This is a genomic window from Arthrobacter sp. AG367, from assembly GCF_007828995.1.
GTDB lineage: Bacteria > Actinomycetota > Actinomycetes > Actinomycetales > Micrococcaceae > Arthrobacter.
The window spans coordinates 774,055-796,117 of sequence record NZ_VIVE01000001.1; the positions used below are offsets into that span (position 1 = coordinate 774,055).

The 22,063-nt window shown below is 67.1% G+C and carries 21 protein-coding genes, 2 tRNA genes and 1 riboswitch; of the genes, 2 read left to right on the forward strand and 21 right to left on the reverse strand.

Annotation, left to right across the window (positions count from 1 at the left end; genetic code table 11):
* Positions 1 to 4 precede the first annotated feature (4 nt).
* The gene (locus tag FB478_RS03555) at positions 5 to 1,012 is read right to left on the reverse strand and encodes a MoxR family ATPase (RefSeq protein ID WP_018769445.1); all 1,008 of its coding nucleotides are present in this window, start codon (positions 1,010 to 1,012) and stop codon (positions 5 to 7) included.
* Between the two features lie 109 nt (positions 1,013 to 1,121).
* Between FB478_RS03555 and FB478_RS03560 the strand changes: the two genes are divergently transcribed.
* Positions 1,122 to 1,355 carry a hypothetical protein gene (locus FB478_RS03560; protein ID WP_018769446.1) on the forward strand — a complete coding sequence of 78 codons (234 nt, stop codon included), beginning with the start codon at positions 1,122 to 1,124 and terminating at the stop codon, positions 1,353 to 1,355.
* Here the strand turns inward: FB478_RS03560 and FB478_RS03565 are convergent.
* The 6 genes from FB478_RS03565 to FB478_RS03590 all read right to left on the reverse strand — a co-directional run bounded on the left by FB478_RS03565 (position 1,352) and on the right by FB478_RS03590 (position 8,184).
* On the reverse strand, positions 1,352 to 2,185 hold the full coding sequence (locus FB478_RS03565) for a carbohydrate ABC transporter permease (protein ID WP_018769447.1): 834 nt from the start codon (positions 2,183 to 2,185) through the stop codon (positions 1,352 to 1,354). The two genes, FB478_RS03560 and FB478_RS03565, sit on opposite strands and share 4 nt — an antisense overlap.
* A gap of 74 nt (positions 2,186 to 2,259) precedes the next feature.
* Complete coding sequence (locus tag FB478_RS03570; RefSeq protein ID WP_018769448.1) at positions 2,260 to 3,141, reverse strand: carbohydrate ABC transporter permease; 882 nt, start codon at positions 3,139 to 3,141, stop codon at positions 2,260 to 2,262.
* Positions 3,142 to 3,143: 2 nt separating this feature from the next.
* The gene (locus FB478_RS03575; protein ID WP_018769449.1) at positions 3,144 to 4,496 is read right to left on the reverse strand and encodes an extracellular solute-binding protein; all 1,353 of its coding nucleotides are present in this window, start codon (positions 4,494 to 4,496) and stop codon (positions 3,144 to 3,146) included.
* 8 nt (positions 4,497 to 4,504) lie between these two features.
* Positions 4,505 to 5,707: an ROK family transcriptional regulator gene (locus FB478_RS03580; RefSeq protein ID WP_134164661.1), complete on the reverse strand. Its 1,203-nt coding sequence runs from the start codon at positions 5,705 to 5,707 to the stop codon at positions 4,505 to 4,507.
* Positions 5,708 to 5,908: 201 nt separating this feature from the next.
* Positions 5,909 to 7,051 (reverse strand): class I SAM-dependent methyltransferase, encoded by a 1,143-nt coding sequence (locus FB478_RS03585; RefSeq protein ID WP_056390644.1) that lies wholly within the window; start codon positions 7,049 to 7,051, stop codon positions 5,909 to 5,911.
* A 50-nt stretch (positions 7,052 to 7,101) separates the two neighbouring features.
* The gene (locus tag FB478_RS03590; RefSeq protein ID WP_134164660.1) at positions 7,102 to 8,184 is read right to left on the reverse strand and encodes an FAD-dependent oxidoreductase; all 1,083 of its coding nucleotides are present in this window, start codon (positions 8,182 to 8,184) and stop codon (positions 7,102 to 7,104) included.
* A gap of 46 nt (positions 8,185 to 8,230) precedes the next feature.
* On the opposite strand from FB478_RS03590, the gene FB478_RS03595 reads away from it, so the two are divergent.
* Positions 8,231 to 9,568 carry a class I SAM-dependent methyltransferase gene (locus FB478_RS03595; protein ID WP_018769453.1) on the forward strand — a complete coding sequence of 446 codons (1,338 nt, stop codon included), beginning with the start codon at positions 8,231 to 8,233 and terminating at the stop codon, positions 9,566 to 9,568.
* A 99-nt stretch (positions 9,569 to 9,667) separates the two neighbouring features.
* Here the strand turns inward: FB478_RS03595 and mctP are convergent, their stop codons facing one another.
* The 14 genes from mctP to thiD all read right to left on the reverse strand — a co-directional run bounded on the left by mctP (position 9,668) and on the right by thiD (position 21,821).
* Positions 9,668 to 11,344 carry a monocarboxylate uptake permease MctP gene (gene mctP, locus FB478_RS03600; protein ID WP_018769454.1) on the reverse strand — a complete coding sequence of 559 codons (1,677 nt, stop codon included), beginning with the start codon at positions 11,342 to 11,344 and terminating at the stop codon, positions 9,668 to 9,670.
* The gene (locus tag FB478_RS03605; protein ID WP_018769455.1) at positions 11,341 to 11,712 is read right to left on the reverse strand and encodes a DUF3311 domain-containing protein; all 372 of its coding nucleotides are present in this window, start codon (positions 11,710 to 11,712) and stop codon (positions 11,341 to 11,343) included. Before FB478_RS03605 ends, mctP begins: the two co-directional genes overlap by 4 nt.
* Before the next feature lie 225 nt (positions 11,713 to 11,937).
* Positions 11,938 to 12,010 (reverse strand) — tRNA-Ala (locus tag FB478_RS03610).
* A 209-nt stretch (positions 12,011 to 12,219) separates the two neighbouring features.
* Positions 12,220 to 12,292 (reverse strand) — tRNA-Ala (locus FB478_RS03615).
* A 132-nt stretch (positions 12,293 to 12,424) separates the two neighbouring features.
* On the reverse strand, positions 12,425 to 12,826 hold the full coding sequence (rsfS, locus tag FB478_RS03620; protein WP_018769456.1) for a ribosome silencing factor: 402 nt from the start codon (positions 12,824 to 12,826) through the stop codon (positions 12,425 to 12,427).
* Between the two features lie 38 nt (positions 12,827 to 12,864).
* Positions 12,865 to 14,163, reverse strand: coding sequence for a hypothetical protein (locus FB478_RS03625; protein ID WP_134164659.1), 1,299 nt, complete (start codon positions 14,161 to 14,163; stop codon positions 12,865 to 12,867).
* Between the two features lie 7 nt (positions 14,164 to 14,170).
* Positions 14,171 to 14,842, reverse strand: coding sequence for a nicotinate-nucleotide adenylyltransferase (gene nadD, locus FB478_RS03630; protein WP_377204418.1), 672 nt, complete (start codon positions 14,840 to 14,842; stop codon positions 14,171 to 14,173).
* 1 nt (position 14,843) lies between these two features.
* Entirely contained in the window at positions 14,844 to 15,083 is a 240-nt protein-coding gene (locus FB478_RS03635; RefSeq protein WP_018769459.1) for a hypothetical protein, read from the reverse strand.
* Positions 15,084 to 15,162: 79 nt separating this feature from the next.
* Positions 15,163 to 16,527, reverse strand: coding sequence for a glutamate-5-semialdehyde dehydrogenase (locus FB478_RS03640; protein WP_056390655.1), 1,365 nt, complete (start codon positions 16,525 to 16,527; stop codon positions 15,163 to 15,165).
* A 26-nt stretch (positions 16,528 to 16,553) separates the two neighbouring features.
* Positions 16,554 to 17,690 (reverse strand): glutamate 5-kinase, encoded by a 1,137-nt coding sequence (gene proB / locus FB478_RS03645; RefSeq protein WP_018769461.1) that lies wholly within the window; start codon positions 17,688 to 17,690, stop codon positions 16,554 to 16,556.
* A gap of 4 nt (positions 17,691 to 17,694) precedes the next feature.
* Positions 17,695 to 19,284, reverse strand: coding sequence for a GTPase ObgE (gene obgE, locus FB478_RS03650; protein WP_018769462.1), 1,590 nt, complete (start codon positions 19,282 to 19,284; stop codon positions 17,695 to 17,697).
* A 119-nt stretch (positions 19,285 to 19,403) separates the two neighbouring features.
* On the reverse strand, positions 19,404 to 19,667 hold the full coding sequence (rpmA, locus tag FB478_RS03655) for a 50S ribosomal protein L27 (protein WP_009372867.1): 264 nt from the start codon (positions 19,665 to 19,667) through the stop codon (positions 19,404 to 19,406).
* Between the two features lie 61 nt (positions 19,668 to 19,728).
* On the reverse strand, positions 19,729 to 20,037 hold the full coding sequence (rplU, locus tag FB478_RS03660) for a 50S ribosomal protein L21 (protein ID WP_003803420.1): 309 nt from the start codon (positions 20,035 to 20,037) through the stop codon (positions 19,729 to 19,731).
* A 263-nt stretch (positions 20,038 to 20,300) separates the two neighbouring features.
* Entirely contained in the window at positions 20,301 to 21,821 is a 1,521-nt protein-coding gene (gene thiD / locus FB478_RS03665) for a bifunctional hydroxymethylpyrimidine kinase/phosphomethylpyrimidine kinase (protein WP_056390658.1), read from the reverse strand.
* A 7-nt stretch (positions 21,822 to 21,828) separates the two neighbouring features.
* A riboswitch (TPP riboswitch) is annotated at positions 21,829 to 21,926 on the reverse strand.
* Between the last annotated feature and the right edge of the window lie 137 nt (positions 21,927 to 22,063).

Sequence of the window (22,063 nt, forward strand, 5' to 3'; positions counted from 1 at the left end):
GGGTTCAGGGAGTCTGGACAGCGGCGACGACCGCGTCGATTACCGATTCCACCGGAACCTGTTGGGCCACCGCGTCAAAGTTCAGGATCAGGCGGTGCCGCAGCACCCGATGGGCCAGCGCCTTGACGTCCTCGGGAATGACGTGGTCGCGGCCGTTCAGCAGTGCCACGGCGCGGGCGGCCTGGCTGAAGGCGATGCTCGCACGGGGGCTGGCGCCGAACTCGATGAACCCGGCGAGCCGGGCGTCAATGTACTGGGCCGCGTTCCGTGTCACGTACACCAGGCCCACAATGTAGTTGATCACCGCCGGGTCAATGTAGATGCGCCTGGTCAGTTCCTGGATCTCCAGGATGGCATCAAGGGAAGCGGCCGCCGCCGGTTTCTGTTCCGGCGTGAAGACGCCGGCGTCGATCCGGGCGATGATCTGCGCCTCTTCCGCAGGACTGGGGTAGTCCAGGACGTCCTTGAGCATGAAGCGGTCCATCTGGGCCTCGGGCAGCTGGTATGTACCCTCGTGCTCGATGGGGTTCTGCGTTGCCAGGACCAGGAACGGCGACGGGAGGCGGTAGTCCTGGCCGCCGATGGACGTCTGGCGTTCCTGCATCGCCTCCAGCATGGCGCTTTGGGTTTTGGCGCTGGACCGGTTGATTTCATCGAGCAGGACGATGTTGGCGTGGACCGGCCCCAGCTGGGTGCGGAACGTTCCCTTGGCGGCGTCGTAGATCTGGGTTCCCACAATGTCGCTGGGCAGCAGGTCCGGGGTGCACTGGATCCGGCGGAATTCGGCGCTGACGGCTTCGGCCAGCGTTTGGGCCGCAGTGGTTTTGGCCAGTCCCGGTACGCTCTCAAGCAGGATGTGGCCGCCGGTCAGCAGGCCCACCAGCAGCGATTCCCGCAGCCGGGACTGGCCCACCACCTTGGCATCGAAACTGCGTGCGACGCCGGCGGCCACCCGCTGCGCCCTGGCCAGCTCCGCAGGCTGGATTCTTGCGGGCACGCTGGTCGAAAGCACTGGATCTCCCCCTGAAGACGGTGATGGGCGCGCGGTCCGGAAGGCCGTGTCCCGCCCGCCATCCTATCCAAGCCCGGCGCCCGGAACCCGGCAATGGGCACCCCTCCCCATGCGGGGTCTGCAGGTCTATCCTTTTGCCATGATCGAGCTTCCAGCCACCTACAAGGAATACCTCGCCGACAAGAGCCAGATGTTCATCGATACGGTCCGGCCTGTCCTGATGCAGTCTGCGGCGGAAAAGCTGCACGGTGTCCGGGTGGTGTACAACCCGGGCTCCACCGGGCACCAGGCCCACCTCGACGACACCCTGCCGTTCGGCGTGGTCTTTGAGGACATCGACTAACCCCTGACTGCGCCCGCAAGGGCCAGCGAGTTGCCGGAGCCGCGTGCCACGAAGACGTAGAGGGCCAGGACCGGGACCGAATAGAGGATCGAGAATGCGGCCAGCTGGCCGTAGGCCACTGCCCCGTGCTGGCCGAAGAAGCTGAAGATCGACACTGCCGCCGGCTGCCGGCCCTCGGACAGCAGGAGTACGAACGGAACGAAGAAGTTCCCCCAAGCCTGGATGAACACAAAGATGAACACCACACCCAGGCCCGGGCGCATGAGCGGAAGCACGATCGATCGCAGGGCGGCCAGCCTGGAGGCGCCGTCCACCCAGGCCGCCTCCTCCAGGGCCAGAGGCACGGCGTCCATGAAGTTCCTGGTCATCCAGATCGCCATCGGCAGGCTGGTGGCGGCCAGGAAAAGCACCGTGGCGGGCAGGGAATCCAGCAGGTGCAGCTGCACGAACAGTCCGTAGACCGGCACCATGATGGCGGTAACGGGAAGGCAGGTGCCAAACAGGATGCCGTACAGGAACGGCTTGTTGAACCTGGACTGGTAGCGGGAGAGCGGGTACGCCGCAAGCACGGCCGCCGCCAGGGTAACCGTTCCGGTCCCCGCGGACAGCAGCAGGCTGTTCCACAGCGGACGAAACAGCAGTTCGGGGGTCAGGACGGCAGCAAAATTGTCCAGGCCGGGCTGCTGCGGAACCCTGGTGCCGTGTCCGGCGGCCGGATCCACGGAACCGAACACCAGCCACAACAACGGCAGCAGGAAGCAGGCGCCAATCAGCACCAGGACCGCGTCCGCCCACGCGTTGCCCCGGGTACGGCCGCGCCTGGGCTGCACTCGGCGTGGACGGCTGGGGCTGGGCTGGCCGGGCTGTTGCTGCGGGAGCCGCCGTCCCGCCCATTTCGGTGCAGTCACGGCTTCTGCTCACTGAGGAGGCGGAGATAGGCTGCGCCAAACACGGCGCCGATCAGGATGAGGACGGACGCTACGGCGGTGCCGTAGCCGATGTCACCGAATTTGAAGGCTTCCTGGTAGGCCAGGACAGGCAGCGTGGTGCTGCCGTTGGCCGGTCCGCCCGCAGTCATGACCCAAATCAGGGTGAAGACAGCCAGGGTCTGCAGGGTAACCAGCATCAGGTTGGTGGCGATGCTGCCGCGGATCACCGGCAGCGTGATGAACGCCAGCCGCTGCCAGGCACCGGCCCCGTCCATGTGCGCGGCCTCGGTCAGCTCTGCCGGGACGCCGTTGAGCGCTGCCCGGTACACCAGCATGGAAAAGGCGGTCCCGCGCCACACGTTTGCCAGGATCACGGCGGCCATGGGCACGGTGTAGAGCCAGTCGGTTTCCCCCGCACCGAAGCGGCCCAGCAATTGGTTAAGCGTGCCGTCGCGGCTGAAGAAGGCATAGGCGGCGAACGCGGCCACGATTTCCGGCAGGACCCAGGCGGCAACGACGGCGGTGCCAACAGTTGCCGAGACGATCGGACGTGCGCGGCGCATGAGGACGGCGAGGGCCAGTCCCAGCACATTCTGGCCCAGGACTGCCGAGCCTGCGACAAACAGGACCGTCAGCGCCAGCGAGAGCGGGAAGACGGGGTCCTCCAGCAGCCGCTGGTAGTTCTCCAGCCCCACCCATTGGGGGTTCCTTGCGTTGCGGCCGGTCAGTCCGGCGTTGGTGAGCGAGGCGTGGAAGGCCCACAGTACCGGGCCGGCCAGGAAGACGAGCAGCAGCAGGACGGCAGGCAGGACGGGCAGGTAGCGGAGCAGCTGCCGTGTCCGGTGGTGGGCCGCCAACGCTACTTCCGGACGGTCTTGTCGCCGCCCACGATGCCGGCCACGGCTGTGTCATAGTCGGCCGCTGCCTGTTCAGGGCTCCTGCTGCCGGTGATCACGGCCTCGGTGGCTTCCTGGACGGCAGCGGAAATCCGCGGATAGTCGGAGGTGGCAGGCCGGAATTTGGTGACGGCCACCAGGCCGGACACGTCCTTCACGAACGGGTTGGCGGACTGGTAGGCGGGGTCGGCGGCCACGTCGGTCCGGACGGCGATCTGTGAGCTGGCCACCGTGAAGGCCAGCGAGTTCTTGGCATTGAGTGCCGTGGTGAGGAAGTTGAAGGCAAGGTCGGGCTGCTTGGTTTCCGCCCCGACGGCAAGGGTCCACCCGCCGGACATGCTGACCGCGCCGGGGGCGCCGCCGTTCTGCGTCGGGAACGGGGCCACGCCCATGTCCTGTTCGTAGCCCGGCCACGCGTAGCTTCCACCGGCCTGCCAGAACGACGGCGCGTAGGAGCCTTCCACGGTTGCCCCGAGCTTTGCTTTCGGGAACCATTCACCGAACACCTTCTTCCAGATGTTCGGGTCCAGCGCCTCGGCCGGGGCCACTGCGAGGTTCTCGCCGTAAAGGGTCTTGAGGAAGGTCAGCGAGTCCTTGAAGCCGGCAGACCCAACGACCCACTTTTTCGAATCCGTGTCATAGAGGCTTGCCCCGGTTCCATAGAGGAGCTCATAGAAGCCCTGCATCACGGTCCCTTCACCTGTGCCCTTGCCGGCATACATGTTGAAGGGGATGACGTCCGGGTTGGATGCCTTGATCTTCCTTGCGGTGTCCAGGATGTCCTGCCAGCTGGACGGGCGCCACGGCAACCCAATGCCGGCGGCCGCAAAGACCTTTTTGTTGTACCAGATGGCCCTGGTGTCGGTGCCCAGCGGCACCGCGTACGTGCCGCCGTCGTCCGCTTTCCCGGCCTCCTTGGCGCCGTCGCTGAACTTGTCCCAGTCACCCCATCCGGCCAGCCGGCTGTCCAGCTTCAGGAGGTACCCGGCGTCCACGTCGGAGCGGACCTTGAAGGTGTCTTCGTAGAAGACGTCCGGAGCAGTGGCAGGCGAGCGAAGGGCCAGGGCCAGCTTTGTGCCGTAGTCGTCGTCGTTCGCCTGGATGGGCTGCAGTTCGATGGTGACGCCCTGGTGTGCGGCTTCGAACTCTTTTTTCGCATCCTGGAACATGGTGTCCAGGGTCTTGAACGAATCCGTTTTCTGGTAGGCCACCTTGATGGTCTTGTTTCCCTCGGCTGGGTTTCCGGGAGTGCAGGCCGCAAGGGCAAGGACCACGGCGGCCAGCAGGGAGACGGTTTTCGATGTCCGGCGAAGCATGCTGTTCCTCAGCTTTCCAGCAGGAGCCGTTGGGCCCGGGGCGCGAGGGTATGTTCCAGGACCAGCGAGGCGGCGCCGATGGCTCCCACGTCCTCCCCGACGCCCGTGCCAACAACCTCGATGGGGTGGATCAGCCTGACGTCGCTGTTGGCATCCAGGAGTGGCGGAATCAGCTCCAGGTAGCGCTCCGCCAGTCCGCTCCAGAAGGGGCCGCCGAAAACGACGCGTTCCACGTCGAGGGTGTTGGTGACAACGGAGACCGCCCGGGCCACCAGGACGGCGGATTTGTCCAGGATGGCAGCGGCGCGTTCGTCCCCGCCGTCGGCGAGTGCGCACAGCCGGGCGAAGCTTTGCTGGACTTCGGCGCCGCTGTTACCCGCGCGGGATCCGTCCAGGATGCCCGCTGCTTCCGCCTCCGCCACCAGGACCTGCGGGATGCAGGAGGATTTCACGCAGCCGCGCAGGCCGCAGTCGCAGGGTGGGCCGTCGGGATCGACGATGATGTGTCCTATCTCCCCGGCGTTGCCGGACGTGCCGCGGACCACTTCGTCGTTCAGGACGATGCCGCAGCCGATGCCTGTGCCCATATACATGAAGACGAAGCTGCCGGCGCCGCTGGGCCCGCCTGCCCATGTCTCCGCCACGGCGGCGCTGGTGACGTCCTTGTCAACGAGTACCGAGTAACCGGTGGCCCCGGCCAGCGCTTCGCGCAGCTCCACCCTGTCCCAGCCGGGCAGCAGTGGTGGATCCACGACCGTGCCGTTGTCCAGGTCGATGGGGCCGGGCGCAGCCACGCCCAGGCCGGCGATGCGGCTGCGGTCCACGCCGGAATCGGCGACGAGCTGGTCGATTTCCGCAGCGATGGTGCTGATCACGGCGGAGGGATCGTTTCCGCCAGGGGTTTTGATCCGCGAGTGCCGGACAACAGATCCCACCAGGTCCAGCACCACGAACGTGGTGACTGCGGGGTCCAGGTGGACACCAAGGGCGTACATGCCGCCGGGATTGAGGCGGAGGATGGTGCGCGGCTTGCCCGGGCCGGTACCCTCCTTGCCGGCCTCGACAATCAGGTTCTGGTCCAGCAGGCGGCGCGAGATGTTCGAAATGGTCTGCGGGGACAGGCCCACGATCTGGGCCAGTTCAACGCGGCTCAGGCCACCGGACGTCCTGCGGATTGCGTCAAGGATGACGGTGAGGTTGAAATCCCCCATCCTGGGCAAGTTGGTTCCGCGTCTCGGAGAGGATTGGCGGATCTCAGACACTGTGTCCCCTAAACGTCTTCGGCTACCTCGTGATGGTGATGCTTTGAATCGTACGTTAAGGGTGGTCCCCCGCCCATATGCGCGGGCGGCGGCGCGGCGCGGCACCCGCGGTTCCCGGCGGTGGACCCCCGGTGGCCGGGCGCGTTCCAGTCAGAGGGGGCGGCGGCTGCTTCGGGTGACGGTGAACTTGGGGTTCCGCCCCTCCACCACGGTGGGCCCCACGTACCGTTCCAACGCCGGCAGGTAGGCGAGGTGCCGGTTGAAGACCGTCCACAGCTCGCCGCCGGGAGCCAGCACCCGCCCGGCTGCCTGGATCATCTTGAGGCCGGCACCGGCGTGGACGCCCGCACCGACGTGGAAGGGCGGGTTGAGCAGCACGGTGTCCACGGCGGCGTCCGGGAAGGTGCTCAGCGCATCGTCCTGCAGAACGCTGATGCGGTCTGCCAGGCCGTTTGCGCGGGCGGTGGCAAGGGCGGACTGCACTGCGGCCGCGGACTGGTCGGTGGCTGTCACGGCGGCTCCCGGGAACTGCCGCGCGTACATCGCGGCAAGGATTCCGGTACCGCAGCCGAGGTCGACGGCGTGCCGTGCCGGTTTCATCCGGGGCAGGAACGCCAGGAGGAAACGCGTGCCGATGTCCAGCCTGGGGCCGGCAAAGACTGCGCCGTGGGCTGCCACGTCCAGGTCCAGGCCGGCAAGGTGCTCCAACACCGGGAAGCGGGGCGCCGCGGTGGAGGGTTTGGGGCCCGCGGCAAGGAGGACCCGGGACTTTTGCCGGGCGAGCTGCGGCTGCACCGAAACGAAGTACCGTTCAAGGACGGCGTTCATGCCCAGCGACATGTGCTTCACCCGGCCTCCTGCCAGCAGCTGGACGTCCGGTGCGGCATGCAGGGCCACGGCGGCAGCGATTTCTTCCAGTTCCGCGAGGGTTTTGGGGAGCTGCAGCAGGATGGTGTCTGCTCCCGCCAGCAGCTGGTGCCCCAGGGGCAGCTGGACAAACTCCGCCCCGGGCCCGTCCCCCAGTTCGGCCGCGTTGAGCCGCAGTGCCCTTTCCCCTGTGATCAGGTCCTGGTGCACGCGCAGCGCCGCCGGGGCAAGCACTGCCGAGGCGCCGAGCGTCAGGGCCCCGTAGCGGTCATTGATCACCGCCACGGTACCGCCGGCCCGCCCCAGCTGCACTGCGGTCTCCAGCAGCAGCCGGTCCGTGGCATCCCAGGCCTGCAGGTTGGGGGCTTCGACATCGGGCCGCCGGCGCAGGACGTTGAAAATGTCCGCCAGGGTGTTTGCTGCCACCGGTGTCCTGCCGCCTTCTGTTGCCTTCGTTCGCCCCGCGTCCCGGGGCATCACCCCCACGTTACCGTTTTCGCCGCCGTCGCCATTCCAGGCAGCTTCAGGATCCCGGTCACTGCCGCGCGGCCCGCACGGTTGGCGCCAATGGTGGACGACGACGGCCCGTAACCTACCAGGTGGACGCGCGGCTCGGCCGCCACCCGGGTTCCGTCCATGGCGATTCCGCCGCCGGGCCCGCGCAGGTGAAGCGGGGCGAGGTGTTCCAGTTCCGCCCTGAAGCCGGTGGCCCACAGGATGACGTCGGCCTTGCGGAGGCTTCCGTCGGCGCGGCGGACGCCGTCCGGTTCGATGGACGTGAACATCGGCTCCCGGTCGAGGGCGCCCCTTCCCCTGGCCGCGCGGAGGGCTGGTGTCCAGATGAGGCCCGTCACGGACACGACGCTTTGCGGCGGAAGTCCCTGCCGGACACGGTCCTCCACGAGCGCCACGGCCTCGTGGCCCGCTGTGGCATCGAACGGCGCGTCGCGCCACACCGGTTCCCTTCGGGTGAACCAGCTGGTGGTGGTGACGCGGGAAATTTCTTCCAGCAGCCCGACGGCGGAAATGCCGCCACCCACCACCACCACATGTTTGCCGCGGAACTCCTCCGCGGAGACGTAGTCGGCGACGTGCAGTTGCCTGCCGCGGAACGAGGACTGGCCCGGGTAAATGGGCCAGAACGGGCGGGTCCACGTACCGGTGGCGTTGATGATGGCCCTGGCCGTCCAGTCCCCGCGTGTGGTTTCGACCCGCAAGCGCCCGGCCGGGTCATCATCTTCGCGCCTGACGGCCCGTACCTTGACGGGCCGGAGAACGGACAGACCCAGCTCAGCCTCGTAGCTTCCGAAGTACCGGGTCAGGAATTCCGAGCTCGGTTCCGCCGGATCCACCTCCGGTTTGGCGATGCCCGGCAGATCGCTGATTCCGTTGACCGTGGCCATGCGCAGGCTCCTCCAGCGGTGCCGCCATGCACCGCCCGGCCCTTCCTCGGCGTCCAGCACGGCATAATCAATTCCCCGGCGCTGCAGGTGGTAGGCAGCCGAGAGGCCGGCTTGGCCCGCCCCGATTACCACCACGTCGGTTGGGTCAGGACTCACCTGCCCATGATAGTCGCGGAAGCCAACACGGCCTTAGGGTAGGCGCATGGAAACTGGAGCAGCCGAACGGACAGGAAACGGAAGCACCGGGCACGCTGCCCGGCTGGAAAAGGCCCTGGGGGTGGTGCTGGGGACCGGGCAGATCCCGTTGCGCCTGCGCGCGTGGGACGGCTCGGAAGCGGGACCCGTGGACGCACCCGTCCTGGAGTTCAGGTCCCGAAAGGCTCTGCGCCGCATTCTGTGGTCGCCGGGACAGCTGGGACTGAGCCGCGCCTACGTGGCAGGTGAAATCGACACCCCGGGGGACATCTTCGCGGCGTTCACGGCATTGAGCTCGGCCGGCAAGTTCGCCGAGCCCGGGCCGTTCCGCCCGCTGACCGCAGGCGAGCTCTGGCTGCTGTTGCGCACCGCGGTCCGGCTCGGCGCCATCGGGCCCAACCCTGCCCCGCCACCGGAGGAGGCGCGCATTGCCAAAAAGGGCAGGATGCATTCCCGCCGCCGGGATTCGGCCGCCATCTCGCATCATTACGACGTCGGCAACGACTTCTACGCCCTGGTGCTGGGACCGTCGATGGTCTATTCCTGCGCGGTATGGGCCGCCGGCGGCGCCGAAGCCCCCGGGAGTGGCCCTGACTCGGGGCTGGACGCCGCTCAGGAGGCCAAGCTGGACCTGGTCTGCCGCAAGCTGGGGCTTCAACCGGGGATGCGGGTGCTGGATGTGGGCTGCGGCTGGGGCAGCTTCGCCCTCCACGCTGCCGCCAGGTACGGCGTCAGCGTAGTGGGCGTGACGCTCTCCAGGGAACAGGCCGCCCTGGCCCGCAAGCGTGCAGCGGACGCCGGCCTGACGGACAAAGTGGACATCCGGGTCCAGGATTACCGGGATGTCAGCGACGGGCCATTCGACGCCATCAGTTCCATCGGCATGTCCGAACACGTCGGGCGCGCCCAGACCCCCGCCTACGCCTCGGCCCTCTACGGGTTGCTCCGGCCCGGCGGGCGGCTGCTGAACCACGCCATCTCCTGGAACGCCGGCCCCACCAGCCCGGACCCGGACTCATTCATTCCCCGGTACGTGTTCCCCGACGGGGAGATGATCAGCCTCGGCGAAATGGTGGCCGCCCTGGAAACGGCGCGGTTCGAAGTCCTCGACGTGGAGGCCCTCCGCCGGCACTACGCGCTCACGCTCCGGGCATGGGTAAGCCGGCTTGAGGAAAACTGGGACGAGGCGGTGAAGCTGGCCGGTGCGGGACGCGCCCGGGTGTGGCGGCTCTACATGGCCAGCAGCGCCATTGGCTTCGAAACCGGGCTGACCGGAGTCAACCAGGTGCTGGTGCGCCGCCCGGGTGGAGAGGAACCGCCGCTGCGGCGCACCGCCTGGATGTGAGCCGTTTTACTCCCGCCAACACTCCACGTACAGCGCCCTCCTGCCGGGACGTAACCCGGCAGGAGGGCGGCCTAATCCCGGGGAGGACCCGGGCTTCCTTCAGGCCACCGGCGGAGGTCCGCCTGGCCGGGTGAAAGGCTGGATTTTCTCGATCTGGACCACCTTCGGGTCTGTCTCGTCGGCGGCGTAATCCGTGGGCCGGGTGAGGTCCTCCCCCGTGCGGACCTTCAGGGCCCGCAGCACCAGGGTCAGGACGGCGGCGACAATCAGGTTCAGCGCGAACGCGGACACCGCGATGTAAACGGTGAAGTCCGTCCCGGGGATGGGGGCCAAAGAGCCGCCAAAATGGGCCTTGGTCGCCGGATTGACCACGTTGTATGCGGAGATTGTTCCGAAGATGATGCCCACCGCCCAGCCGACAAGCAGCGCCCAGCGGTCGAACCACCGGGTGTACAGGCCGGCCACCACGGCCGGGAAGGTCTGCAGGATCCAAATGCCGCCCAGCAGCTGCATGTTGATGGCCGCGGACTGGTCCATGGCGATCACGAAGACCAGCGCGCCCACCTTCACCACCAGCGAGACGATCTTGGAAACCTTCGCCTCTGTCCTGGCATCGACGTCAGGCCGGATGAAGTCGCGGTAGATGTTTCGGGTGAACATGTTTGCCGCCGCAATGGACATGATCGCCGCGGGGACAAGCGCCCCGATGGCGATGGCAGCCAGGGCCACCCCCGCAAACCAGGCCGGGAAATGGTCAAGGAACAGCTGCGGTACCACCAACTGCGGATTGACCGATCCGTCCAGGTCGATGGGCTTGGTGCCCGCCTTGATGGCCACGAAACCCAGCAGGGCCAGGAAACCAAGCATCAGCGAGTACAGGGGCAGGATGGCGGCGTTGCGGCGGATGGTATTGCGGGCCTTGGATGCCAGCACCGCCGTCACGGAGTGGGGATACATGAAGAGCGCCATGGCCGAACCCAGTGCCAGTGACCAGTAGGCGGAGTAGTTGGCAGCACCCGGAATGAAGACCCCTGCGGGCTTTCCGGTGGCCTGGTTCACCGTGCCCAGTTTGGCCTGTGCCGAACTGAAGATGGTGTCCCAGCCGCCGAACTTGATGGGCAGGTAGATGACGGCCACGATCACCGCAAGGTAGATCAGGAGGTCCTTGACGACGGCAATCATCGCCGGCGCGCGGAGTCCCGATGTGTAGGTGTACGCGGCCAGGACCACGAAGGCCAGGATCAGCGGCAGGTCGGTCAGGAGCACATTGCCTGAGCTGCCCAGGCCAAGGACCGTGAGGACGGCCTTGATGCCTACCAGCTGCAGCGCGATGTAGGGCATGGTGGCCACGATGCCCGTGACGGCGACGGCCAGCGAAAGCCAGCGGCTGCCGTAGCGGCCGCCCACGAAGTCCGCTGAGGTGACGTAGCCATGGCGGTGGGACACCGACCACAAACGGCTCATGATGATGAAGATGATCGGATAGAGGACGATGGTGTAGGGCACGGCAAAGAAGCCGCTGACGGCGCCCGTGGCCCACATCGCTGCGGGCACTGCCACGAAGGTGTAGGCGGTGTAGAGGTCCCCGCCCAGCAGGAACCAAGTGATCCAGGTGCCGAATCCGCGGCCGCCCAGGCCCCACTCGTCCAGGCTGTGCAGTCCTTCCACCTCTCCGCTGCGGCGCCATTTGGCGGCCAGGAAGCCCATGACGGCAACAACGACGAACAGCAGCACAACAATGATCAAGGCAATCCAGTTGATCTCGCGCCCGTTCATGGCCGGTCCCCTCCCAACCCGGCATCAGCGGAGGCTGTGCCTGCCCGTGGCGGGCCGCCTGGACGTGCCTCAGCCCGCCGTCGTCGGTCTTCCTTGGTTACCAGCCAATAGGCCGTGCCGGTCAGGATGGCCGAAATGGGCACCCAGAGCAGCTGGTACCAGTAAAAGAACGGCAGCCCGGCCAGCCTGGGCGCATCGAAGGAGTAGAGCTGCGGCATGAGGGGGAAGAGGATGGCGGCGGCCAGGATGATGCCGGCACCGATGTATGGAGCGGGCCTCGCAGGCCCCCGGATCGCGGTATCGCGTGTCAGGCGCGATTCCTCTGGAACAGCATCGCCGTTGTAGCCGGAACCATCTGCGTGGGACATCTGTGACCTCCTCGTCAGCCTGTCCCGCGTCCCCGCTCTTGGGTGAAAGCGGCCGGGCGGCGGGACGATGTGCCCTCAACCTCAGTTGTACCCCGCTTTGACCTGCGCGGGAAGGGTTTTTCCACCGGCTGCAGGTCCCCATCCGGAGAGAAAAGGACCAGGCCCCCAACAACGACGAAAAAGGGAACCAGCACAAATGTGATGGTTCCCTTTTCCGAGTATCGGTGGAGCTGAGGGGACTCGAACCCCTGACCCCCTGCATGCCATGCAGGTGCGCTACCAGCTGCGCCACAGCCCCGTACTCTTGTTCCTTCCGGTCGAATTCGCCGGAGCAACCTGACCAGAGTAATGCACTTTTCCGCTGGACGCCAATCGGCGGTCAACGGCCCCGGAACCGCGCTCCTCCGCCGCGCAGTCCTGCAGGCATTCAGCCGTCGTCAGCTGCGCGGGAACGGCTGGAAACGAAAAAGTCCGCCGGAACCAGGATGGTTCCGGCGGACCCGCCGGTGGAGCTGAGGGGACTCGAACCCCTGACCCCCTGCATGCCATGCAGGTGCGCTACCAGCTGCGCCACAGCCCCGGATTGTTGCTGCTCCAAGGAGCTCTCTCCGGGGTCTCCCCCGAAGCAACTCAAATATCTTAGAACAGCAATTCCGAAAATTCCAAATCGGGAATATTCACTCTCCGCACACGTTCACGGCGCGGGCGCGGCCTACTCGCTGTCGGCTATTGCGCCGGCTTTGGCGGATGCGTCGTCCCCGAGCTGCAGGTCCACCACGGGGCAATCCTTCCAGAGCCGCTCCAGTGCGTAGAACACCCGGTCCTCCTCATGCTGGACGTGGATGACGACGTCGGCGTAGTCCAGCAGGACCCACCGGCCGCCGGAACGGCCCTCGCGGCGCACCGGCCGCAGGTCCTGTTTGGCAAGTTCTTCCTCGATGCCGTCAACGATGGCGTTGACCTGGCGTTCGCTGGGTGCCGAGGCGATGAGGAAGACGTCGGCCAGGGCCAGGCGTTCACTCACGTCCATGGCGACGATGTCCTGCGCAATCTTGTCGGCGGCGGCCTTGGCGGCCGTACGGGCTATTGCAATGGACGATTCTGTTGCAGTCACGGGACTCCTTGTTTGGTGAAAAGTTGATGCCGGTGCGGTCAGCGGGACATGCCGCTGACGATCAGGATGATGCCGGCAATGAGGGCCAGGATCCCGAACGCGAGGATGCAGAACTGAAGGATGCGGTTCCGCCGCGCCCTTGTCAGGCCGGCCGTTGCGGCGTCCAGGGGGTCAAGGCCATGGGCGGCGCGGGCAGGGACGCGGGGAAGATCCTCGAAGAGATCCTCTGAGGGGTTCTCCGTCTGGTTGTCCGGGAGCGATACCCGTTTGGGACGGCTGGCGGCTTTGGCCGCTGCCTCGGCACGGGCTATGACCTGGGACCTGCCGCTGGCGGATTCGGGCGCTGGCGCCTTGGGGCGGTTGGCAGGTTTGCGTTTTCCCGGAACTTTGGTGCCGGGCCTGGTGGTGACCGGGACATGCGAGGTTGCCGGCGGCTTCATCACCGGACGTTCGACGCCGGGCACCTGGACGAACTCGAGCGGCGTCACCATCGCCAGGTTGTTGGCGGTGGACGGGCCGGGCTTGTCTTTGGCGGCGGCTTCCCTGGCCGGGGCGGGAGGATTCCCCGCCTGTTCGGCGAGCTTCTGCCGGGCCATTGCCCTGCGGTTCAGGACCGCGGCCCGCTCCGCCAGGGCGATCTGTTCGGCCAGGATCTCCGGATCGACGGCCTCCGGATCCACAGACGCGATGTGCTCCATTTTGGCGATCTGGTTCCTGGCCTGCGCGGCGATCAGCGCCCGCGCTTCCAGTGCCTGTTCCACCGTCATCCCCTCCGGGGCGCCTCCTGGAGCCGGTGCAGGACGTTCAGCGGCGGCTGCGGGCCCTGGTTTCGCCGGGGCACCAGTTTTTACCGGCGCGCCGGTGTTCGCTGCAGGGGCCGGGGCAGCAGTGTCCGCTCCTGACGACGCGGTGGGGGCGGGCGCAGCGGCTGGTGGCACAATCGGATTGGCGGCCGTCAGTGCCTGCTCTTTGAGTTGCTGCAACCGCAGCTGGCGCCGGGTGGGCGGTCCCCCGGCAGCAAGCTGGCCTTCCTTTTCCTCAAGTTCCTTGATGGTGCGAAGCGCGGCCCGGTCGCGGGCGCGGATCTGGGACGAACGCTGGGTGGGCGTCTGGTCTTCAGGCGTCCGGTCGGCAGGCGTGTCGGCGGGGGCCGGCGGAGTTGTTACTGCGGAGCGGGAGCGGGCCGTCGCATCCTGTCCCGCCGGTGCGGGTGCGCCGTCGGCCGGCCGGTTCGCGGCAGGCGGGCGCTGCCCGGTGGCGGGCGGGGTGGCCTGTTGGGCGTCCCTGGCCTTCCGGAGTTCCCGGCGGCTGCGGATTGGGGGCTGTTCCTGACTCATTGAGAACTCATTCAGTACTGGCTGGTTCGCGTGCTTCGGAAGTTATTTCATCCGCGCTTGCAGGCGGCGGGTCCGAATACAGGCCGTACTTGGCGATGTATTGGACCACCCCGTCGGGGACCAGGTACCAGACCGGGTTGTTCGCTGCCACACGGGCCCGGCAGTCCGTTGACGAAATGGCCATGGCCGGAACTTCCAGGAGGCTGACGTCGTCGCGGCCCATCCCGTCCAGGACGTGCCCGGGACGTGTCACGCCCACGAAGTGGGCCAGCGACCACAGCTCGTCAATGTCCTTCCAGGACAAAATCTGCGCCAGGGCGTCCGCGCCGGTGATGAAGAAAAGGTCGGCATCGGGGCGCTGGGCCCGGAGGTCGCGGAGGGTGTCGATGGTGTAGGTGGGACCCGGACGGTCAACGTCGACACGGCTGACGGTGAAGCGCGGATTGGATGCCGTGGCGATGACGGTCATCAGGTAGCGGTGTTCGGGCTCGCTGACCTGTTTATGGGACTTTTGCCATGGCTGCCCGGTGGGGACGAAGACCACCTCGTCGAGGTCGAACTCCGCCGCGACTTCGCTGGCCGCGACAAGGTGGCCGTGGTGGATGGGATCGAATGTCCCGCCCATCACGCCAAGCCGCAGCCGCCCCCGGGCACCATTGCGGTGCAGGTTGTGGGAAATCTTAGTGGCCCTGCCCGCGATCGTGCTTATTGGGGTGCTGGCGGTGCGGATCGGCGTGCTCGTCCGTGGCGGCGTGGCGGTTGCCCAGGTTGGTGTAGGACCAGGCAATGAACATCAGGACCACCAGGATGCCGAACATGGAAACGCCAAAGACCCACGGTTCGGCCCACAGCGGCGCAAGCTCCTCATGGCCTGATTCACCTGCGGCGGCGACGGACGTGGCAATCTGCTGGAGCAGCATTTTCTCCCCTATGTTCAAGGATTTACGGGCAGCGGAACCTTCCGCTGCTTTCCGGGTTCTGGTCTATGTTACCGCGTTGCTATGCGCGGACCTGGCCTTCGCCCTGGACGATCCACTTGGTGGTGGTGAGCTCGGTCAGGCCCATGGGCCCGCGGGCGTGCAGCTTCTGGGTGGAAATGCCCACCTCGGCACCGAGGCCAAGTTCCCCGCCGTCGGTAAACCGCGTGGAAGCGTTCACGATCACCGCCGCCGAATCCACCTCGGCGATGAACCGTTCAGCGTTGGCAAGGCTGTTGGTGAGGATCGCTTCGGTGTGCCCGGTGGACCAGGTGCGGATATGTTGCACGGCCTCATCGAGGCTGTCCACCATGGCCACGGCCAGGTCAAGGTCCATGTACTCGGTTCCCCAGTCCACATCCGTGGCCGGCTGGGTCTCGATCCCGGGCAGCGCGGCGCTGATGCGCCCGTCCACGTGCAGGCGGACACCGGCGCCACGCAGGGCGGCGGCCACGGCGGGCAGGACGGTTGAGCGCGAATGCACCAGCAGGGTCTCGACCGTATTGCAGACACTGGGCCGCTGGGTCTTGGCGTTGAGCAGGATCTCCACGGCCATGTTTTCGTCGGCGGACTCGTCGAGGAAGATGTGGACGTTCCCCTCCCCCGTTTCGATGACGGGCACGGCGGAGTTGGTCACCACGGTCTGGATCAGGTCGCGGCCGCCGCGGGGAATCAGCACGTCCACCCTGCCGCGGGCCTTCATCAGGACGTTGGCACCGGCGCGGCCGTACTGGTCCACGGTCTGCACGGCGTCGGCCGGAAGGCCCACAGATTCGAGGGCTTCGCGCAGCACCCGGACCAGGACCTGGTTGGTGGCCTCGGCAGCGCTGCCGCCGCGCAGGATGACGGCGTTGCCGCTCTTGAGGGCCAGCCCCGCGATGTCCACGGTGACGTTGGGCCGTGCCTCGTAGATGGCCGCCACGACGCCCATGGGCACGTTGACCTGGCGGAGGCGGAGCCCGTTGGGAAGGGTCTGGCCGCGCACCACATTGCCCACGGGATCCGGGAGGTTGGCCAGGTTCTCGAGGGCGGCCACCAGCCCTGCCACGCGGGCCTCGGTGAGGGTGAGCCGGTCCAGGAGCGCGGCGGAGGTGCCGTTGGCCTTGCCTTTTTCCACATCCATGGCGTTGGCGGTGAGGATGGCCGGCACGTTCTCCTGCAGGGCGGCTCCGACAGCCCGGAGGGCGCGGTCCTTCCAGGCACGGTTGGCAGTGGCCATCCGGCGGGCAGCGTGGCGGGACCGGTCCGCGAGGGCGTGGACAGCCGCTTCAACCTCCGCAGCGGATAGAGGCGCAGCAGCTGATCCCTGTTCTGCCACGGCACCCGGCTGCGCCTGCGCAGCAGTGGTTCCGGAATTTTCAGCAGTGTGGATCAGGGCTTCAGTCATGCTCCAAGTTTAGGCGAGCCCTGGGCTCAGACCAGCACCAGGTCATCAACATGAACAACTTCGCGGTCATAGCCGCTGCCCAGTGCCTCGCCCAGCTCCCGGGTGGAACGCCCCAGCATGCGGGGCAGCTCCTCCGACGAGTAGTTCACCAGGCCGCGGGCCACAACGATGCCGTCGGTTCCTGCCAGCTCCACGGCGTCGCCCGCTTCAAAGTCGCCCTGCACCGCGGAAATCCCTGCCGGCAGCAGGGAGGTGCGGTGGTGCCGCACGGCACGCACCGCCCCCTCGTCCAGGACCAGGCGGCCCTGCACCGAGGCAACGTGCGCCAGCCACAGGAGCCGGACGGGCTTGCGGGAACCGTTGACGGAAAACCACGTGCCCACGTCCTCGCCATTCAGGGCTGCGGCGGCGTTGGACGTGGAGGTCACCAGGGCGTGAATGCCCGAACCTGCCGCCATGCTGGCAGCTTCCACCTTTGTCATCATCCCGCCGGTTCCCACACCGGCCTTGCCCGCTTTGCCGATGGAAACGCCCTCGAGGTCGTGCGCGCCCGTGACCAGGGGGATGCGCTTGGCACCCTGGGCGGGCGGCCCGTCATAGAGGGAGTCGACGTCGGACAGCAGCACCAGTGCGTCGGCGCGCACCAGGTGCGCCACCAGGGCGGCGAGCCGGTCGTTGTCGCCGAAGCGAATTTCGTGGGTGGCCACGGTGTCGTTCTCGTTGACCACGGGGACCACACCGAGGTTCAGCAGCCGGTCCATGGCGCGGAGGGCGTTGGTGTGCTGGCTGCGGCGCATCAGGTCCTCGGCCGTGAGCAGGACCTGGCTGACGGTGACGCCGTGCGCGCCGAAGGCCTGGGTGTACCGGGCCATCAGCAGCCCCTGGCCCACGCTGGCGGCGGCCTGCTGGGTGGCGAGGTCGCGGGGGCGCTTGGCCAGTCCCAGCGGGGCCAGTCCGGCCGCGATGGCGCCGGAGGAGACCAGGATGATCTCGGCGCCCGCGTTGCGCTTGGCCGCGAGTGCGTCCGCCAGGGCGGTCAGGGATTCCTCCGAGATGCCGCCCTTGATGCTGGTCAGAGACGAGGAGCCCACCTTCACGACGATCCGGCGGGCGCCTGCCAGTGCGCTCCTGTCCGCCGTCCGCCCGGCGGGTTCCGCGGTCATGCCCCTAGAGGTCATCGTCCGCTTCCAGTCCGCTCTCCTTCACAGGGTGGGCAGCGCGGCGGCCACTGACGGATTCGGTCCAGATACCGGCTTTCCGTTCCGCCTCGAGCTCGGCCCGGGCGGCGGCCTTGGCGTCACGGCGCTCCTGCTGCTCATCGCGCTTCTGGCTGCGGGTGGGCCGATCCCCAATGTCTGCGAACCGCACATCGGTGCCGCGCGGTGACGCCAGGAGCTCGGCCCCTGCCATCATGGTGGGCTCCCAGTCGAAGACGACACCGTCGTCCCCGCCGATGACCACGGTGTCGCCCGGCTTGGCGCCCTGCTTGAACAGTTCAGTCTCCACGCCGAGCTTGGCGAGCCGGTCCGCAAGGTAGCCGATGGCTTCCTCGTTGGTGAAGTCGGTCTGCTTGACCCAGCGTTCGGGCTTTTCGCCGAGGACGCGGAACAGCGGCTCCAGGTTCTTTTCCTCGCGCCGGATCTTGAAGCCGGCCTCGTTGACGGCGCGGGGACGCAGTACGGCGGGCTGGACCTTGGGCGGTGCCGCAGCGACGGCGTCGCGGGCCGCCTTGACGATCTCCGCCATGGCGAAGCCCAGCTGGCGCAGGCCCTCATGGCTGGTGGCGGACACCTCGAACACGCGGTAGCCGCGGGATTCGAGTTCCGGACGCACGAATTCGGCCATGTCCTTGCCGTCGGGCAGGTCTACCTTGTTCAGGGCCACCAGCCGGGGGCGGTGGTTCAGGGGTACCACTTCGCCGTCCTGGCCTGCGTAGCTCATGTCGACGGCGTACTTCTCCAGCTCGCCCTCGATGATGGCGAGGTCCGACAACGGGTCGCGCTCCGATTCCAGCGTGCCGCAGTCCAGCACGTGCACCAGGGCTGCGCAGCGCTCCACGTGCCGCAGGAAGTGGTGGCCCAGGCCGCGTCCCTCGCTGGCACCTTCGATGAGCCCGGGTACGTCGGCGATGGTGAACCGCACGTCTCCGGCCTGCACGACGCCGAGGTTGGGAACCAGCGTGGTGAACGGGTAGTCAGCGATCTTGGGCCGGGCCGCGGACATCGCCGCGATGAGGCTGGACTTGCCGGCCGACGGGAAACCCACCAGCGCGATGTCGGCGATGGACTTCAGTTCCAGGACGATGTCGCGGGACTCGCCTTCGATGCCCAGCAGCGCAAAGCCGGGGGCGCGGCGCTTTTGCGAGGACAGGGCGGCGTTGCCGAGTCCGCCAATGCCGCCTGCGGCGGCCACGTACTCGGTGCCCTCGCCGACGAGGTCAGCCAGGACGGTGCCGTCCTTGGACTTCACCACGGTGCCGTCCGGGACGGGCAGGATGAGGGTTTCACCGTTTTTGCCGCCGCGCCAGTCACCCATGCCGGGGCCGCCGTTGCTGGCGTGCCGGTGCGGTGCGTGGTGGTAGTCAAGAAGCGTGGTGGTCTGGTGGTCGACGCGGAGGATCACGTCGCCGCCGTTGCCCCCGTTGCCGCCGTCGGGTCCGCCCAGCGGCTTGAACTTCTCGCGGTGGACGGAGACGCACCCATGGCCGCCGGTACCGCCGGATACGTGCAGTACTACCCGGTCTACAAAGCTGGCCACGTGGATCTCCTCAGAAACTGTTTACCTGGCGGCCCAGGGGACGCCACATCGATTGTAATGCGGTTAAAAGAACAGTGGAGCGGACCCTCAGGCCCGCTCCACCGTTTCAGAACTTGTTGTTACTCTGCAGCTGCAGCAGCAACGATGTTGACTACGCGACGACCGCGGCGGGTGCCGAATTCAACGGCGCCCGGGGTCAGGGCGAACAGGGTGTCGTCGCCGCCACGGCCAACGCCGGCGCCCGGGTGGAAGTGGGTGCCACGCTGGCGGACGATGATCTCGCCGGCCGAAACAACCTGGCCGCCGAAGCGCTTGACGCCGAGGTACTGAGCGTTGGAATCGCGACCGTTGCGAGTGGAGCTCGCGCCCTTTTTATGTGCCATCTGAAATGCCTGCCTCTAAATTCTGGGGAATCTGTTGAAATGCCTGAACAGTAACCGGTGGTTACTTGATGCCGGTGATCTTGACCTTGGTCAGTTCCTGGCGGTGACCCTGGCGCTTCTTGTAGCCGGTCTTGTTCTTGAACTTCTGGATGACAATCTTAGGACCACGCAGGTCCTGGAGGATTTCAGCCGTAACAGTTACCTTGGCCAGGTCAGCGGCGGCGGAGGTGACCTTGTCACCATCAACCAGGAGCAGTGCGGGCAGCTCAATGGTGCTGCCGGCTCCACCGGCGACGCGGTTCAGGGTAACGAAGTCTCCAACGGAAACCTTCTCTTGGCGGCCGCCTGCGCGGACAATCGCGTACACCACTTGGGAACTCACTTCTCTCGACGTTTATTACAAAATTTGCGTGCGGAACCGACTTGCTAAAAGCTTGGTTTCTCGCTGTGCCTCAACGCCGTGGGGTCGTAACCCAAGTGTTGGCGTAAGCACCGAAGATCAAGAATACGCTAAATCCATCTTCGGCCGCAAATGAGGCTGGTTCAGGCGGGCCGGCTGTGGTAGTAACCACAGCCCGGCAGGAACCGCCGCAACCGTGCTCCACCATCATAGCCGGGCCCGGCCCGCGGGGGTCAGGAATGCAGCCTCGGCGCGTCGAAGAACTCCACTTCCAGGCGGCAGGACTGCTTGAACGCCGTCACCATCGCCGCCCTCTCATGGTCCGGCGCGGTCCGTCCGGCTGCATCCACGATGGCGATGGCTTTGCGGGTTGCTTCGGCGAAGCCCTCGTCGGCGTACGTCCGGAGCCAGGCCGCGTAGGCATGGCCGTCCGGTTCGCCCGAGGCCAGGAACCGGGCGTGGAGCTTCCCGCCGACTTCGGCGTAGAGCCAGAAGCAGGGAAGCACGGCGGCGGCGAGGACGGCATAGCTGCCCGACGCCGACGCTGCCGTGAGGTGGTCCACGTATGACTTGGTGACGGGGCCCAGGCCCTTCGGGGCCGGGCGGGTGCTGAGCCACGAGCGGTGGAGTTCCGATTCCACCTCAAGGCACTGCTGCGCGGATCCGGCCCAGAAAAGCTGCTCGGCCTCCGAGGGGGCCAGCGCGCTGGCCCGTGCCAGCACCCTGGAGTAGCCGTTCAGGTAGAGGGCATCCTGCGCCAGGTAGTAGGCAAAGTCCTTCTCCGGAAGGTCTCCGGACGCCAGGCCGTGGATGAAGTCCAGTGCGTAGATGTCCGCCAGGTCCTGTTGGGCTTCCGACCACAACCGGGCCGCGAAGCCGCCCTCCTCCAGGACCGGCCGCACGTGGTGGAAGTGGTGTACGGGGCCGTTCCCCTGGCCCACCTCCAATTGGCCGGAGTTCTCAAGTGCGCCGGCCAGCCAGGGCTTGACCGTTCGCAGTGATGCCTCCCAATTGCCCAAACGGGCCTGGACTGTTGCCATGGCAGAGGACAGGGAACAGCCCGTCCCGTGGCTGTTCCGCGTGGAAACCCGCTTCCCCTGCACTTCCACCACGTCCGGCCCCAGGAGGCCCGAAGTGTTGACCAGCGCATCCGGGCAGTCGAGGCCTGAAAGGTGGCCACCCTTGACCAGCACGGTGGCTCCGGTGGCTTCCGCCAGGCGCCTGCCCTGGTCCAGCGCGGTGTCCCAGTCCTTCGCCGGCTCCGTGCCCAGCAGCAGCGCGAGCTCGGGAAGGTTGGGGGTGATGAGGTGGGCAAGGGGCAGCAGTTCCCGGAGCGCGGCTTCGGCGGATTCCTTCAGCAGCCTGTCGCCGCTGGTGGCCACCATGACGGGGTCCAGGACCACGACGGCGGGACGGGCCTTTCCGAGCCACTGGCGGACAGTGCGGATCACCGACTCGTCGCCCAGCATGCCGATCTTGACGGCGTCGATGCTGATGTCGTCACTGACCGCGTCCAGCTGCTGGGCCAGGAAGCCGGCCGGCGGGACGTGGACGGACTGCACGCCCCGGGTGTTTTGCGCCGTGAGTGCCGTGATCGCGGCCATGCCGTATCCGCCATGGGCGGCAATGCTTTTGAGGTCCGCCTGGATCCCGGCCCCGCCGGACGGGTCGGAGCCTGCAATGGAGAGGACGCGCGGGACATCGCGGCCCCCAGGCAGCGCGGGGGCCACGCCGGACGCTGTGGGCAGGGGCATGGAGAGGGTCGAAGACAACAGACATCCCTTCGCCGGTACTAGCCGGACAGGTTCAACGGGTGTGGATCTCAGCCGGCCTTCTGCGCGGCACCCCGTGTCGGGTTCCAGAGTAGCCGCTGGGGCGTACCCGGCGGAAAGGTGACAGCACCCGCGCATGCAGGAAGTCCCCGCCCGTGGACTGTTCCCCCTGGATTCATGGGGGAACAGTCCGCACGACGGGGACTTCCTGGGTGGCGCGTTGG